At 70.7% G+C, this 12,723-nt stretch carries 24 protein-coding genes and 1 tRNA gene; all 25 read left to right on the top strand.

Features of this window, described 5'->3' with window-relative positions; translation table 11 throughout:
* The first annotated feature begins 70 nt into the window (after nt 1-70).
* On the top strand, nt 71-811 hold the full coding sequence (locus tag ACIQPQ_RS34650) for a VWA domain-containing protein (RefSeq protein ID WP_401312126.1): 741 nt from the start codon (nt 71-73) through the stop codon (nt 809-811).
* On the top strand, nt 775-1,140 hold the full coding sequence (locus ACIQPQ_RS34645) for a hypothetical protein (RefSeq protein WP_401312228.1): 366 nt from the start codon (nt 775-777) through the stop codon (nt 1,138-1,140). The genes ACIQPQ_RS34650 and ACIQPQ_RS34645 overlap by 37 nt, the downstream gene beginning before the upstream one ends.
* A gap of 50 nt (nt 1,141-1,190) precedes the next feature.
* The gene (locus ACIQPQ_RS34640) at nt 1,191-1,562 is read left to right on the top strand and encodes an HU family DNA-binding protein (RefSeq protein WP_401312124.1); all 372 of its coding nucleotides are present in this window, start codon (nt 1,191-1,193) and stop codon (nt 1,560-1,562) included.
* A 3-nt stretch (nt 1,563-1,565) separates the two neighbouring features.
* A complete protein-coding gene (locus ACIQPQ_RS34635) occupies nt 1,566-2,216 on the top strand; it encodes a WhiB family transcriptional regulator (protein ID WP_401312121.1) in 651 nt (216 codons plus the stop codon).
* The gene (locus ACIQPQ_RS34630) at nt 2,213-2,518 is read left to right on the top strand and encodes a hypothetical protein (protein WP_401312118.1); all 306 of its coding nucleotides are present in this window, start codon (nt 2,213-2,215) and stop codon (nt 2,516-2,518) included. Before ACIQPQ_RS34635 ends, ACIQPQ_RS34630 begins: the two co-directional genes overlap by 4 nt.
* A complete protein-coding gene (locus tag ACIQPQ_RS34625; protein ID WP_401312115.1) occupies nt 2,515-2,739 on the top strand; it encodes a hypothetical protein in 225 nt (74 codons plus the stop codon). The genes ACIQPQ_RS34630 and ACIQPQ_RS34625 overlap by 4 nt, the downstream gene beginning before the upstream one ends.
* Before the next feature lie 9 nt (nt 2,740-2,748).
* Nucleotides 2,749-2,919 (top strand): hypothetical protein, encoded by a 171-nt coding sequence (locus ACIQPQ_RS34620; protein WP_401312112.1) that lies wholly within the window; start codon nt 2,749-2,751, stop codon nt 2,917-2,919.
* Nucleotides 2,916-4,421: a glycosyltransferase gene (locus tag ACIQPQ_RS34615; protein WP_401312109.1), complete on the top strand. Its 1,506-nt coding sequence runs from the start codon at nt 2,916-2,918 to the stop codon at nt 4,419-4,421. Before ACIQPQ_RS34620 ends, ACIQPQ_RS34615 begins: the two co-directional genes overlap by 4 nt.
* The gene (locus ACIQPQ_RS34610) at nt 4,418-5,065 is read left to right on the top strand and encodes a hypothetical protein (protein WP_401312107.1); all 648 of its coding nucleotides are present in this window, start codon (nt 4,418-4,420) and stop codon (nt 5,063-5,065) included. The genes ACIQPQ_RS34615 and ACIQPQ_RS34610 overlap by 4 nt, the downstream gene beginning before the upstream one ends.
* Nucleotides 5,062-6,138 carry a hypothetical protein gene (locus tag ACIQPQ_RS34605; RefSeq protein ID WP_401312104.1) on the top strand — a complete coding sequence of 359 codons (1,077 nt, stop codon included), beginning with the start codon at nt 5,062-5,064 and terminating at the stop codon, nt 6,136-6,138. Before ACIQPQ_RS34610 ends, ACIQPQ_RS34605 begins: the two co-directional genes overlap by 4 nt.
* Nucleotides 6,138-6,404: a hypothetical protein gene (locus ACIQPQ_RS34600; protein WP_401312103.1), complete on the top strand. Its 267-nt coding sequence runs from the start codon at nt 6,138-6,140 to the stop codon at nt 6,402-6,404. The genes ACIQPQ_RS34605 and ACIQPQ_RS34600 overlap by 1 nt, the downstream gene beginning before the upstream one ends.
* Nucleotides 6,401-6,718: a hypothetical protein gene (locus tag ACIQPQ_RS34595; protein WP_401312101.1), complete on the top strand. Its 318-nt coding sequence runs from the start codon at nt 6,401-6,403 to the stop codon at nt 6,716-6,718. The genes ACIQPQ_RS34600 and ACIQPQ_RS34595 overlap by 4 nt, the downstream gene beginning before the upstream one ends.
* A complete protein-coding gene (locus ACIQPQ_RS34590) occupies nt 6,715-7,059 on the top strand; it encodes a hypothetical protein (protein WP_401312098.1) in 345 nt (114 codons plus the stop codon). The genes ACIQPQ_RS34595 and ACIQPQ_RS34590 overlap by 4 nt, the downstream gene beginning before the upstream one ends.
* Nucleotides 7,049-7,306: a hypothetical protein gene (locus tag ACIQPQ_RS34585; RefSeq protein WP_401312095.1), complete on the top strand. Its 258-nt coding sequence runs from the start codon at nt 7,049-7,051 to the stop codon at nt 7,304-7,306. Before ACIQPQ_RS34590 ends, ACIQPQ_RS34585 begins: the two co-directional genes overlap by 11 nt.
* Complete coding sequence (locus ACIQPQ_RS34580; protein ID WP_401312092.1) at nt 7,299-7,679, top strand: hypothetical protein; 381 nt, start codon at nt 7,299-7,301, stop codon at nt 7,677-7,679. Before ACIQPQ_RS34585 ends, ACIQPQ_RS34580 begins: the two co-directional genes overlap by 8 nt.
* 2 nt (nt 7,680-7,681) lie before the next feature.
* Entirely contained in the window at nt 7,682-8,152 is a 471-nt protein-coding gene (locus tag ACIQPQ_RS34575; RefSeq protein ID WP_401312090.1) for a hypothetical protein, read from the top strand.
* Entirely contained in the window at nt 8,142-8,720 is a 579-nt protein-coding gene (locus tag ACIQPQ_RS34570) for a hypothetical protein (RefSeq protein WP_401312087.1), read from the top strand. Before ACIQPQ_RS34575 ends, ACIQPQ_RS34570 begins: the two co-directional genes overlap by 11 nt.
* 133 nt (nt 8,721-8,853) lie before the next feature.
* Nucleotides 8,854-9,222 carry a hypothetical protein gene (locus ACIQPQ_RS34565; RefSeq protein ID WP_401312084.1) on the top strand — a complete coding sequence of 123 codons (369 nt, stop codon included), beginning with the start codon at nt 8,854-8,856 and terminating at the stop codon, nt 9,220-9,222.
* Nucleotides 9,223-9,237: 15 nt separating this feature from the next.
* Complete coding sequence (locus ACIQPQ_RS34560; protein ID WP_401312081.1) at nt 9,238-9,486, top strand: hypothetical protein; 249 nt, start codon at nt 9,238-9,240, stop codon at nt 9,484-9,486.
* Between the two features lie 27 nt (nt 9,487-9,513).
* A complete protein-coding gene (locus tag ACIQPQ_RS34555; RefSeq protein WP_401312078.1) occupies nt 9,514-10,719 on the top strand; it encodes a DUF932 domain-containing protein in 1,206 nt (401 codons plus the stop codon).
* An 87-nt stretch (nt 10,720-10,806) separates the two neighbouring features.
* Nucleotides 10,807-11,058, top strand: coding sequence for a hypothetical protein (locus tag ACIQPQ_RS34550; RefSeq protein WP_401312075.1), 252 nt, complete (start codon nt 10,807-10,809; stop codon nt 11,056-11,058).
* A 109-nt stretch (nt 11,059-11,167) separates the two neighbouring features.
* Nucleotides 11,168-11,240, top strand: a tRNA-Ile gene (locus ACIQPQ_RS34545).
* Nucleotides 11,241-11,272: 32 nt separating this feature from the next.
* Nucleotides 11,273-11,629 (top strand): hypothetical protein, encoded by a 357-nt coding sequence (locus ACIQPQ_RS34540; protein WP_401312072.1) that lies wholly within the window; start codon nt 11,273-11,275, stop codon nt 11,627-11,629.
* Nucleotides 11,630-11,724: 95 nt separating this feature from the next.
* The gene (locus tag ACIQPQ_RS34535; RefSeq protein WP_401312069.1) at nt 11,725-12,330 is read left to right on the top strand and encodes a hypothetical protein; all 606 of its coding nucleotides are present in this window, start codon (nt 11,725-11,727) and stop codon (nt 12,328-12,330) included.
* A gap of 6 nt (nt 12,331-12,336) precedes the next feature.
* The gene (locus ACIQPQ_RS34530) at nt 12,337-12,702 is read left to right on the top strand and encodes a hypothetical protein (RefSeq protein ID WP_401312067.1); all 366 of its coding nucleotides are present in this window, start codon (nt 12,337-12,339) and stop codon (nt 12,700-12,702) included.
* The last annotated feature ends 21 nt before the right edge of the window (nt 12,703-12,723 follow it).

Genomic DNA, 12,723 nt, shown 5'->3' with positions numbered 1-12,723 from the left:
CAGACCCGCCCGCCGCCGGTGAGACCGGCCCGGCGGCGGGCGGTACCACCCGATCAAGGAGCCCCATCTCATGCTCTTCCGTAAGAAGGCCGACCAGACCCCCGCCGCCAGTGCGGCGCCCGAGCCCCACGTCGCTGTCCCCTCCGGCCTCGTATCCCTCGCGAAGACCGCCGCGATCTCCCTGGAGAAGCACGGTGCCGGAGGCCAGCGGGCCGCCGTCTACCTCGTCGCCGACCGCTCCCTCTCCATGTCCGACTACTACCTCGATGGCAGCGTTCAGCACCTCGCCGACCAGGCCCTCGGGCTGAGCGTCAACCTCGACGACGACGGCACCGTCCCCCTCGTCTTCTTCGACAGCCGCCCGTACCCGGTCGTCGACATCAGCCTCGACCGGTACCAGGGCGTCGTCGCCGAACAGCACCGGCTGCACGGCGGTGCCGCCACCATGGGCGGCACCCAGTACGCCATCGCCATGAAGGCGGTCATCGAGCACTACCTGCGCGCGGGGGCCGCCGACCCGGCGCTGGTCATCTTCCAGACCGACGGCGCCCCGCAGGACAGCGACGCGACACGTCTCCAGCTCGCGCAGGCCAGCAAGCTGCCCATCTTCTGGGCGTTCGTCGGCTTCGGTCCGCAGACGGTCCTGTTCCTCCGCCAGCTCGACAACCTGCCCGGCCGCCTCGTCGACAACGCGAGCTACTTCCACGCCGGCTCCCGGCCGAAGACCGTCGCCGACAGCACCCTCTACGACGGCATCACCAAGGAGTACGGCACATGGCTGCGGGCGGCGCGCACGAAGGGCCTGCTGTGAACCGGGCCGCCCGAGCGATCACCGCGGCCCTGATCGCTGGCGCTGGCCTCCTCGCCGCGGGGTGCACCGAGACCGGCGGGCCTCACGGCACGGTCACCGGCAAGGAACACGAGTTGGCCCGCACGACCTGGCGCACCGTCCCGAAGACCAAGCGGGTGTGCACGAAGACCCGCAACCGGCCAGCCACCTTGTGCAGCACCGTCGCCGACGGCACCCGGCGCACTTTGGTCACGAAGCCGGAGTGCTGGGAGTTGGACCTCGACACCGGCGCCGAGGTGTGCGTCAGCGAGGACACCTGGCGCGACACCACCATCGGCGACCGCTACTGACCACCCGTGCGGGGCCGCCTCCAGCCCCGCACCCTCCCCTGGAGCCCCAGTTGAAGAAGCCCACCCCGATCACCCGCCGCCTGAACACGACCGGCCTCATCGAGGTCGTCGCCGCCGACCTCGGCTGTAAGCCCGACGATGTCCGCGACACGGTCATGGCCACCTTCACCGCCATCGCCCGCGCAGCGGCGTCCGGCCATGACGTGGCCATCACCAACTTCGGCACCTGGCTGTCCTACCAGAAGGCCCGGCGCAAGGCCCGCAACCCGCAGACCGGCGGAACCGTCACGGTCCCCTCGCACCGCGGCGTCCGCTTCCGAGTCAGTCCGAACCTCGCCGCCGCCGTCAGCCGCAAGGACCGCAAGGTCACCATCCGCAAGGCCCCCAAGGGGTCGAACGGGTCGAGGGCATCGGAGAAGTGACCCATGGCCTACACCGGATCTGTCCCCGACACCGCGGGCCGCCACCTCGACTGGATGGCCTATGCGGGCTGCGGCACTGAAGAAGCGCGCGCCGTCTTCGACGACCCAGCTCGTGAGCACGAGGCACGCGTCATCTGCGTCGCCCGCTGCCTCGTCCGCACGCAGTGCCTCCGCTACGTGCAACAGACAGAGCGGGGTCTGCACAGCGACCAGCGTGACGGAGTCGCTGCCGGACTCTCCCACTCCGAGCGCCACCGACTCGACCCTGCCGCCACGTTCCGCGAGGACGACCCGAAGCCCCTCCGCTTCGACGGCTCCGAGCGCTGCGGCACCCATCCCGCCCTGATCCGGCACCTCTGGAACGACGAGCCGATCGACGCGAAGTGCTGGAGCGGCGAGGTCAGAAGGGAGAAGGAGAACACCGTGCGCGCCGCCGGGATCACCCAGCCGCTGGCACCGGTGCGGTTGACAAGCCCGCAGCAGAAGCCGCCGCCGAAGGGCGAGAGCCCTCACGAGCGGCGCGTCTACCGGCTCTGGGAACAGGGACTCACCGACCTCCAGATCGCCCGCCGCATGGCCATCAGCCAGCCGCAGATCCGGCGCGTCCGAGACCGGCTCGGTCTTGCCGCCCACCCGCGACCGGCGCCGCGATGAACCGCCCCGACCCCACGCTCCCGCTCCTCGGCACCTACAACCCCTCCGGAATCCGCCTGATGTCCATCCTCATGATGGCGGCCATCGCCATCGCCACCGCCGCCCTGGCCGGACTCGCCTTCGGCCTCCCCAACTCCTGGTTCTGCGGCCTCCTCTCCCTCGCCTGCATGCTCGGCGGAGCCGACACCGCGTACCGCGACCTCCCCCGCTTCGCGATGGCGTTCCTGCTCTGCGGCGCCATGCTCGCCGGGGCCTCCATCCACGCCGTCTTCGCCGCCAGCCGCGAGCGAGGCCCGGAGTGACCCCCGCCCAGGTCTGGGCGGTCGGGGCGATCGGCGGCCTGTCCGCCGTGCTCGCCTTGATCGTCTTCGTCGGCCTCGCTCTCGTCGTCTACACCGCGGTCGCGCGCCTCCTCGACCTCCTCGACGCGCGCCGGCACCGCCGCGCCGCCCGCCAGGCGGAGGGAGACCTCGCCGCCTGCCAGGCCATCCACGCCCTGCCCACCCACCACGACAAGACCTGAAAGAGATCCGTGTCCGACACCGCTCAGCTCGCCCGTACCGGCACCGCCGGCACCCTCGTCATCGGCACCACCGTCGTCACCGGCTGGTGGCTCCTCGCAGCCGCCCTCGGCATCGTCGCGGTCGGAGCCATCTGCATCCGGCTCGCCTTCCGCCGGGACCAGGCGGTGGGGGAGAAGTGACCAGACCCCTCACCGCCCACCGCCACCGACCCGCGCTCTTCCTCACCGGCGGGATATGTCTCACCCTCGCCGCAGGCTGGGCCGTCCACCACGGCCTCCAGGCCGCCCACTACGGCGGACCGAACAGCTCGCGTCTTGCCGCCGTCTGGGGCGCCACCTTCCTGCTTCTCGCCGCACAGACCCTCATGTACCACCTGGAGCGGCCCCGCCGGATCACCCCTCGCGCCCGCCGCCGCCTCGACGCCCTGCACACCGCCGTGCTCCTGCCCGTCTTCAACGAGGACCCGGGATACCTACGCCTCGCCCTGGAGTCGATGCTCGCCCAGACCCGACGGCCCGACAGCGTCCACATCGTCGACGACGGCTCCACCAACAGCGCCTACGCCGACATCCGCACCTGGTGGACGCAGGCCGCCGCCGTCGCCGGTATCACCACCTCGTGGCAGCGCACGCCGAACCACGGGAAGAGGCACGCACAGGCCGCTGCCGCCGTCGCCGCACCGCAGGCCGATGTGTACGTGACCCTCGACTCCGACTCCTGCCTCGCGCCCACCGCACTGGAGGAGATCCTGCTCCCGTTCGCCGCCGCGCGAGTCCAGTCGGTCGCCGGGATCGTCCTGGCCACGAACGCCCGCCACAACCTCCTCACCAGAGTCGGCGACCTGTGGTTCACCACCGGCCAGCTCACCGACCGCTCCGCGCTGTCCACGGTCGGGGCGGTCCTCGTCAACTCCGGCCCCCTCGCCGCCTACCGGGCCGCCGTCGTCCGCGACAACCTCGACTCCTACCTGAACGAGCGATTCATGGGTCGCCCCGTCATGTTCTCCGACGACTCCCTGCTCACGCTCTACGCCCTCCTGCGCGGCCGAGCCGTCCAGCAGCCCACAGCCGTCGCGTTCACGGCGCTGCCCGAACGGCCCCGGCACTTCCTCCGCATGTACCTACGCTGGATGCGCGGCAGCACGATCCGCTCCGTGTGGCGCTTCCGCTACCTGCCGCTCACCGGCTGGCCCTACTGGGCGCACCTCCTGCGCTGGGTCCAACTCGCCCTGTCCACCGGCGTCGTGGGCTGGCTCCTCATCGTCGACCCGATCGCCTACGGACACACCCCGCCCGCCTCCTTCCTCGCGGTGCCGTTCCTGATCGGCTGGGCCCAGGGACTGCGCTACCTGTCCATCTCCCGCAGCGACGAGACCCTCGCCGGACGCACCATCACCTGGCTGCTGATGCCGCTCGCCGTCATCAGCTCCTGGACCATCCTGCGCGCGATGCGCTGGTACGGGATGGCCACCTGCTACCGGACCGGCTGGGGGACCCGCCAGGACGGCGCCGAGGTCGCCCTCACCAGCCAGGCCGCAGCAGCCCCGGCCGCGCTGCCCGACGACGACACCGCTGAGATCCCCGTCGCGAAGCTGCTCGACCCCGAGACGGAGACCACGCTCACCCTGCCCATCCCGCACCAGCGAACCTGCGCGCCCGTCCACGAAGGAAGCTCCCGATGATCCGCAACACGGCCAGGGACGCCCAGAGCCCGGACGGCCTGCTGCTCCTGCTCGCTGCAAGCCTGGGCTCAGGCGGACACGAGCGGGTCGTAACCGAGCAGGAGAGCGTCGGGCAGAAACAACTCGTCACCTCCGACTGCCTGCCCACCGAGCTGAGCGGGGCCACGGACAGTCACCTGGAGGCGCTCGGGTTCGTCCTCGGCCAACCGGCCCGCGACGATCCCTTGTTCCGCCCGGCCACCCTCCCGGCAGGGTGGCGGCGAGAGGCGTCCGACCACACCATGTGGTCCCACGTCGTCGACGAGCACGGCCGACAGCGCCTCGCCGTCTTCTACAAGGCGGCCTACTACGACCGCCGCGCGTTCATGAGGCTGATCACCCTCGACAACTACGTCTCCGACTGCCGCGAGCACAGCCGCGGCATCATCACCGACGGCACCTGGGCGACCCCGGCGGCCCTCGCCGAGACGTGCCAGCACCTTGCGCGGCGGGCGCAGGACGCCGTCGATGAGTGGTCGGCCATCGTGAGGGAGGGCGGCTCCGCCATGCAGGACCCGGCCGCCAGATACGTCACCGAGTACACCGCCGACCGCGAGGCGTACGAGGCGTTGGCCGCGCGCTTCGAGGCGGTGAACGAGGCATGACACAGCCGTTGTTCCCCAAGACGTTTGTCGTCCAGCGTGACCAGGACGTGAGCGGCGTCTCCGGCGAGGGCGTGGTAGCCGAAGGCGTCCGGTTCTCGGATGGCTGGGTCGCCACCCACTGGCTCGACAAGCCGCCGATGCACGAGCCGAAGACCGAGGTGTGGCACAACCCGGGCACCGAGCCGTTCGAGAAGATCAGCGGTCACGGCGGGCGCACACGCATCGTGTGGTCCGACGGTGTACAGGCCGCGCGGCGGAAGCTCGCCGACGTCGTCGAGGCATTCGACGTGCCCGACTGGGTGGCGAGCCCCGACGTCGAACGCGAGATCCTCCGCCGTCGGCTCGACCGGGCGATCAAGTCCGCCCAGGACGAGGGTCTCGCCCCCGCCGAGGCCCCCAAGGGAATCGTCGACGCCGTACTGCTCGTCGTCGGCCAGCTACAGCGGGAGCGGGACCTGGCTCGCCAGACCGCCGGGCGGGCCTACCAGCTCGCCGACCGATGGGAGGCGGCGCACGGATCGGCCTACTCCCTCGTGCAGGTCGCAGGTTCAGAACTCCGGGAGACGCTGGACGACGACCCGACCGTCTCCAGCGAAGTCGTCCACCCGGACCCGAATCCGCAGGTCAACGACTGCGCCACGATGGGCGAATCAGGCCTCCAGTGCGTGTGCGGCAACCCAGTCCAGTGGACGGAGCACTCCTTCGATCCCGGCTGGATTCACTCACCAGGCTCGGACGCAACGTGCACGAACGCACGCCCCTACTGCCCCGAGTGCCGGATGCCGCACCTCTTGGTCCCCGGTCGTGAACCAATGTGCCGTTCCCTCCGAGCGCACGTCGCCCCGGACACCCGGCGGGACCAGACCACCCCCGGGGTGGCGAAGCACCAGAGCAGTGAGCACGAAGAGCCGGACGGCCTGCCGGACCGACAGGGGTGCCCGTACTGCACCGGCGCCCCGCAGCTCCTCAGCAGCGAACTCACCGGTCACGTCCGGGCGACGCACGGTCGCGTCCTGGTGGCGCTGGCCCGCGGCATCAGTCTCGACGAGCTGCTGCACGAGACGGAGGTCTGATGGCACGCCTGATCAGAGCCGACAGTGTCAACCGCCTTCTCGTCGAGGCGGGCCACGAGCACTCCGAATTCGTCGACGGCGACTGGGACCCAGGTGTCCGCGTCGTCCAGGCGGGTCGCCGCCAGGTGCACGTCTTCTGGGACGGCCCCGGCGAGGCCGACCACCTCGCCACCATCACCGGCAACTTGCGCGCCGCCGGTTACCACGTACACGCCTCGCAGCAGGACCGCGGTGGGCGCCGCCGTCTGGAGGTGACCCGGCCATGACCCAGCGCCACGTGATCGACTGCCGCGCCCTCCGGGACACTGTGATCAGCGTGCCCGGCGGTCTGGAGGCGGTTCAGGCATGGCTCCGCGCCAACGGGATCACCCCCAGCGACGTGCCCCTCGACTCGGACATCGTCATCGAGGACTCCGCCTACGGAATCGTCATCCGCTACACCTCCTTCCGGCGTAACGAGCAGGGGAACCTGTACGTCGACCCCGAGAACCCGGAGTACGCCGCGTCCCGCGTGCGCACGGCCGTCCTGCTGGTCGCCCCCGCCCCACAGTGGCTCGACGCCGCCGGCGGTGAGCGATGAGCACCACCGACCTCGAACGCGAGCTGTGCTCGGCGATCGCGCGCCTGCATGACGGCAGCGACCTGAAAGGCCTTGTCGACAGCGACAACCGCGACCTCCTGGCGTTCATCCGCGCCCTGCTGCGGCTGCCCGAGCCGCTCGCGCAGTGGCTGGATCAGCAGGCCCGGCTGGTCGCCGCATCCGGCATGTACGACGTCCTCGCCATCGACGTCGCCCGTGCCATCAACGGCGACCGCGAACCCGGGCGCGGCGAAGACTGGCACATCGAGGACAGGCTGAGCAGGCGCTCCCTCTACGAACAGTTGGCCCATCAAACAGGGGAGCAGACCTGTGGAAGCTGAGCACCGACTCGTCACCATCGACCGATACGAGTGGGTGCTCAAGAGCCCCGCCCACCACACCGAAGTCGAGAAGACCGTAGCCGTGGCCAAGACCGAACGTGCTCAGCGAGCCTCTCGCGGTGGCCGCGCCGGGGACATCCACATCATGGCCAGCGACGACGAGGTCGTCGTCTCCTTCGAGATCGAGCGCCCCAAGAACCCCAAGCGCGGTACGACCTTTCGCGATCCGGAGACCACCCATGCCTGACCAGCTCTTCCCTGAAGCTGACCGAGCGTCGTTCGACCTGGACGCCGTCCAGAGCACCATCACGTCAGCCGCCGTGGCGCTGCTTCAGTTCTCCACCCGGCCCACCGGCAACCCGCCTGACAAGGCACAGGCCGCAGCCCTGATGGAGAGCATGCGCAACTCCCTCCTGGCGGGCATGCGGGCATGCAACGAAGTCACACGCCTGCGCCAGGAGTTGGGCATCTTCCGGGATCAGCACAGGCCCCAGCCTCACGCCGACCCCACCATGCCCGGCGCGCTCTGCGCGGCCTGCTCCGTCCACGGCACCCTCGTCGCCTGGCCCTGCGGGCTCTGGACGGCCGCCGAGCGGCTCCTCAACCACGGGAAGGCGTAGAGGTGTTCGACGAACGGCAGGTCACGCTCGCCTTCCGGCAGTACACGCTCCAGTTCGCAGTCGACGAAGACCTTCTCGTCGACCTGGATGTCGCCGCGCGTTCGGAGGCCCTCTTCGGCCGTGCCCTCTTGCAGCTCAAGGCCCGGGTCCTCACCGACGAGCTGCCGCCCGAGCGGCTCACCACGAGCACCCGGGTTCCGTACGAGGTGCCAGCGTCGACGTGGCAGATATGGAAGAAGCGTCACGCTCGACGCTGGTACGCCCGGCGCATGGTCGCCCGGTGGCCGGTCCGCTACGAGCCAGATCCCGACGGCCGTGGTGCGGACGCCGTCTGCACCTTCGACCTGACGCGCTTTCGTACGTACCCGCGGGCCCGAGTAGCTTTGCCGCGCCGCCAGTTCGGCGTGGCCGTCCTCGACCACTCCGTCCGGGACGTGCGATGGGCCGGGAAGGACACGGGCCGTGACGCTTGACGAACTCATCGCCGACCTCGTGGATCGCTACCGCGGCGACGAGCAGCACCCCGGCGACGGCGGCCCGGGGCTGTTGGACCGGCTGGACCACCTTCCGCTGCGCACGCGGCCGGCGCCTGAAGGCGGGCACGCCCCACCCGGGTCGAGGCCGCCGATGTCGCTGGAGGCGGCGTCCTGGTCGCAGCGCATCAAGGCGGAGGCGGTGCAGCTCGACGCCGAGCTTCGCCGGTCCACGCACACCCAGCCCTGGCACCGGGCACTGAAGGCGATCCCGCCGGGCGCCGAGACCGCGGGCAGGGTGCCGGAGGTCTCTCGGACGGTGTCGCGCTGGCACGGCACGGTGCTGACCGTACTGGGGCTGCGCGGGCCGTCGGTGCACTTCCGGCATGCGCTGTGCCTGTCGTGCGGGGAGCGGACGGTGTACGGCCGTGCGGACGACGACCGGCCGCGCGGGTGGTGCATCAACGACGCCTGCGACGACGGCGATACAGGAGCCCCGGCCCGTTACGAGGGCACGCGCCTGTACCTGCTGACCACGAACACGACGGGCGGGCGCCTGACCGGCTGACGATCAAGGTCAGTGGATGGGACGGGAGTTGTCAAAGAAAGTGCGACTAAGGCGTTGTGTCGGGTCGCACTTTCTTATACAATTTTTGACATGAGGATCGGCTCCGGTCCTCGAACCGCGAAGGGGGTGCACGATGACCGCACTGATCAGCCGCAGGACCACCGTCGCCGAGTACCTCGTGCGCCGGGGCCTCCCGGCCGACTGGCGCTACGGCAGCCCCCTCGGCCGTGTCGCCGCCACGATCTACCGCGAGACCTACCGGTGCGAGCCCGGCACCGCGTTCCGCTGGATCAACGGCCGCTTCCGCCGCGTCAAGGCCTACCTGCCTTCCGAGACCCATGTCCTCAACGACGCATGGGCCCGGTACGGAGCCGCCGTCGCGGCACCCGCCCCCCGCCCGGCCTGCCAGGTCGAGACGCGCCCCGCCTCGACCGGCTGGATCAGCAGCATCGACTCCATGCGGTGGAAGCCCACAGGCGGCCCCGTCCGCAGCCACCCGTGAAGGGCGAGACAAGCAATGTCCGACACGCTGCTCCGCTCCGTCGACCTCATCGAGCCCGGCGCCATCGTCATCTACCACGGCTCCCTGACCAGCCTCCACGGAACCGCCTGGCTGGCGGTCCCCTGCACCTGCGGCATCTGTGACGCGGCCGACCGCCTCGGCCTGCCGAACGTCCGCTTCGCCCTCATCGACCCCTGGAGCGAGCTGCCCGGCCCGTTCCACGTCCGCCGCGAGTCCCTCACCCGCTCCGCCGCCTGCGGCTGAGCCGTCCAGCCCACCCCGGAGGGGGCCATGAGCATCACCGACGTCAACACCGCGTTCGCCGCCGAGAAGACCAGCCAGATCGAGTCCGCCCGAGGCCGCGAGAGAGCCTTCCAAGCCCGCATCGACCGAGGCGAGATCCGCCCCCTCGGCGGCGGCCGGTTCGAGGTCCTCGTCGGATACGACCGGGGCGAGATCTTCACCGTCACCCGCAACGCCCTCGGCGAGGTCAGCGGCATCATCGCTCAGCACGGCCTCGACGCCCGCGCGGACGGCACCATCGCGCTCTACACCACGTCCCCTGCCTGGCACGGCCTCGGCCAGATCATCCCCGGCGGCACCAGCGACATCGACGACGTGCTCCAGCTCGGCGGCCTCGACTTCGACGTCACCACGGTCCCGGCCTTCTACCAGTGGGACGGTCAACTCCGCCAGCAGCCCGACCAGTTCCATACCGTCCGAAAGGACACGGGCGCCGCCCTCGGCATCGTCGGGAAGCGCTACCAGCCCATCCAGAACCGGCAGGGCTTCGAGTTCCTCCAGGAACTCGTCGGCCGGTACGACGTCGTCTGGGAGTCCGCCGGGCTCATCAAGGGCGGGCGCCGGGTGTTCATCGCCATCCGTCTGCCCGACACGGTCACCATCGACGCGCATGGCATCAACGACCTCATCGTCCCGTACGTCGTCGTCATCAACGACCACACGGGGCGCGGCACGTTCCAGTGCATGGTCACCCCCTGGCGGCCCGTCTGCGCCAACACAGAGCGCTTCGCGGTCCGCGACTCCGTCACCCGCTGGGCCGTCCGGCACACCGCCGGGGCCACCGACCAGATCAAGGAAGCCCGCCGCACCCTCGGCCTGTCCTTCCAGTACTTCGAGGCCTTCGCCGCCGAGGAGACCGCGCTCGCCCGCACGGACATCGCCGTCACCGACTTCCACAAGGCGATCGCCGACCTCTGGCCGCTGGAGGAGGACGCCACCAACGCGAAGAAGACCAACTTCGCCACCCGACTGGGCGCCCTCGACTCCGAGTTCCGCACCGAGACCGCGCGCGTCGGCCGGAGCGCCTACGCCGCCGAGCGGGCCATCACCAGCTACCTCGACCACGTCGCCCCGCGCCGCCCCGGCAAGACCATGACCGAGGAAATCGCCCGCGCCACCGCCGCCTTCGAGGGCGCCGACGACGACCTCAAGTCCAGGGCCCACAAGCGGCTGATGCTGCTCACCCGGCCCTGACCACCAGACCGGTGGGCGGGCCCTACCCCCCCGGGGGCCCGCCCACCACCCAGCACCCATCCAGCCGCGTCGCTCGGAAGGAACCCCATGACCGCCAGAAGCCTCCCGGTTCGCCACGAGGTCCGCCGCCGCGACCGGCGCACCGGCCGGTTCATCAAGGTCTTCACCCTCACCTACACCGATCAGGATGGCACCCGCACCCGCACGCTGCCCGCGCGAGGCATCGAGCGCATCGGCCGGATCGTCAACCGCCTCGGCGAGCGCGGCGAGGCCTGGGACATCGCGGTCACCGACCGAAGCGGGAACGACGTCACCTTCGACTTCACCTGCTTCACCTGACCGGCGGGCCGCCCATCCTTCCCCCTGGGGCGGCCCGCCATCCGGGGCCGCGCCCCGCAACTTTCCCCCGCCCAGCGGGGCGCGGCCCACCCCACAACTCAACATCGAAGCGCCGTAGCTCAGTTGGTAGAGCACTGGTCTTATAAGCCACGAGGTCGCGGGTTCGAGTCCCGTCGGCGCCACTCAGACACCCATCAAAATCTGGGAGTTGAGTATGTCCGGCAACCTCAAACCGCCACCGTCCACGCCCGCCGCAGTAGCAGCGGCCGTCCTCGACGCGATCGAAGCCCGCCCGCAGAACTTCTCCATGCACTCATGGCACTGGCAGGCCAACGGTGACGCGAGCCTTCTCCCGAGCGAGGAGCCCGGTTGCGGGACCACGATGTGCGTGGCGGGGTGGGCCGCGCACGTGACGGGATGGACGCTGCGTGGCTCCCGCGGCTTCAAGGACGGCGACGCTCGCGATGTCGAGGACATCGCGCAAGACGCCCTCGGCCTCGAATACGCCAACCTCTTCTACTACTCCGCAGAGGACGCCGTCGAAGCCCTGCGTGGCATCGCTGGCCGCTGACCCCTCGCCCTCGGTAGCCGGACACACGACCGCACACAGCGCCTGACCCGCTTCCGGCCACCGGGCCCACCGCCCGCAGCCCTCCGAGGATTGACATGCCGCAAGCCCGCCGCTCCCGAGCGGTCCGCCCGCCCGCCCGCGCCGCAGCACTGCCGCGCCATGGCGGGCTGACCGTTCCGTGGATCACCGGCTGGTTCGATGGCCGACCGTACTTCGGGGTCAACTTTCCCGTCCGCCGCGTCCAGTGCGTCGTGCACCGCCTGTGCCAGTTCTGCCGCCAGCCGCTCGGCCGCCGGATCGGCCTCGTCGTGCGCCCCGCCGACCTCGCCGTCGGGTACGTCGACGAGCCCGGCATGCACCCGGCGTGCCTGGACTACGCCGTCGCCGTCTGCCCCATGCTGAACGGCACGATGGACCGCTACCGTGCGGCCCCACCCGCCGCTGTGGCCAGACTTGTTGCCCTCACGGCCTCCCGAGCCGGTCTACCGGCCGAGGCCTACGACGCCTGGTACATCACCCCGTCCGGCTACCACGTCGCGTACGGCCCCGACGGCAGCGTTCTCGGTATCCGGCTCGACACGCCCGTCCTCTTGAAGAAGCCCCTGCGCGCCGCTGCCCGCCCGCGCCTCACTGAGGAGCACGCCGCGAGGCAGCGCGCGGTCATCGACCTCGAACAGCTCCCCGCCCGTCCCGAAGGATGACCAGCCGTGAATCCCGCCCGCACCGCCTCCCAGGCCGCCGACACCGTCCGCTCCCTCAACCACGCCACGATCGAAACCAGCGACGACTGGAAGTACGCCCCGCACGCCTACCAGGTGCTCGGCAGCCTCGCCCGCCTCGCGCGGATGCTTCCGCAGGCCATCGAGCAGACCCTGTTGCCCGTCCAGAACACCCACGGGCGCGGCCTGCTCACCATCGACGGCGGCGGCGACCCCGACCGGGCCATCCGGCACGTGGCCAACGCCGTGCGCACGGCGGTTCAGGCCGCCGATCTGCTCGCCAGGGCCCTCGACCACGCCCACGCGGCATCGAGCCCGCTCGGCGTCGACACCAGCAAGCGCACCACCCCCTGACATGGCCGACCCCAAGCGAGA

Origin of the sequence: Streptomyces sp. NPDC091281 (genome assembly GCF_044757425.1) — a bacterium.
Classification (GTDB): Bacteria; Actinomycetota; Actinomycetes; order Streptomycetales; family Streptomycetaceae; genus Streptomyces.
The sequence above is the reverse complement of the archived record's forward strand: the minus strand, read 5'-3'. Positions and strand labels throughout refer to the sequence as shown.

Excerpts from the sequence above, each read along its gene's own strand:
- ACIQPQ_RS34560 (WP_401312081.1), top strand. The coding sequence starts at position 9,238 with ATGTCCGACACGCTGCTCCGCTCCGTCGACCTCATCGAGCCCGGCGCC.
- ACIQPQ_RS34605 (WP_401312104.1), top strand. The coding sequence starts at position 5,062 with ATGACACAGCCGTTGTTCCCCAAGACGTTTGTCGTCCAGCGTGACCAG.
- ACIQPQ_RS34635 (WP_401312121.1), top strand. The coding sequence starts at position 1,566 with ATGGCCTACACCGGATCTGTCCCCGACACCGCGGGCCGCCACCTCGAC.
- ACIQPQ_RS34565 (WP_401312084.1), top strand. The coding sequence starts at position 8,854 with ATGACCGCACTGATCAGCCGCAGGACCACCGTCGCCGAGTACCTCGTG.
- ACIQPQ_RS34610 (WP_401312107.1), top strand. The coding sequence starts at position 4,418 with ATGATCCGCAACACGGCCAGGGACGCCCAGAGCCCGGACGGCCTGCTG.
- ACIQPQ_RS34540 (WP_401312072.1), top strand. The coding sequence starts at position 11,273 with ATGTCCGGCAACCTCAAACCGCCACCGTCCACGCCCGCCGCAGTAGCA.
- ACIQPQ_RS34600 (WP_401312103.1), top strand. The coding sequence starts at position 6,138 with ATGGCACGCCTGATCAGAGCCGACAGTGTCAACCGCCTTCTCGTCGAG.
- ACIQPQ_RS34550 (WP_401312075.1), top strand. The coding sequence starts at position 10,807 with ATGACCGCCAGAAGCCTCCCGGTTCGCCACGAGGTCCGCCGCCGCGAC.
- ACIQPQ_RS34555 (WP_401312078.1), top strand. The coding sequence starts at position 9,514 with ATGAGCATCACCGACGTCAACACCGCGTTCGCCGCCGAGAAGACCAGC.
- ACIQPQ_RS34580 (WP_401312092.1), top strand. The coding sequence starts at position 7,299 with ATGCCTGACCAGCTCTTCCCTGAAGCTGACCGAGCGTCGTTCGACCTG.
- ACIQPQ_RS34590 (WP_401312098.1), top strand. The coding sequence starts at position 6,715 with ATGAGCACCACCGACCTCGAACGCGAGCTGTGCTCGGCGATCGCGCGC.
- ACIQPQ_RS34645 (WP_401312228.1), top strand. The coding sequence starts at position 775 with ATGGCTGCGGGCGGCGCGCACGAAGGGCCTGCTGTGAACCGGGCCGCC.
- ACIQPQ_RS34630 (WP_401312118.1), top strand. The coding sequence starts at position 2,213 with ATGAACCGCCCCGACCCCACGCTCCCGCTCCTCGGCACCTACAACCCC.
- ACIQPQ_RS34535 (WP_401312069.1), top strand. The coding sequence starts at position 11,725 with ATGCCGCAAGCCCGCCGCTCCCGAGCGGTCCGCCCGCCCGCCCGCGCC.
- ACIQPQ_RS34595 (WP_401312101.1), top strand. The coding sequence starts at position 6,401 with ATGACCCAGCGCCACGTGATCGACTGCCGCGCCCTCCGGGACACTGTG.
- ACIQPQ_RS34650 (WP_401312126.1), top strand. The coding sequence starts at position 71 with ATGCTCTTCCGTAAGAAGGCCGACCAGACCCCCGCCGCCAGTGCGGCG.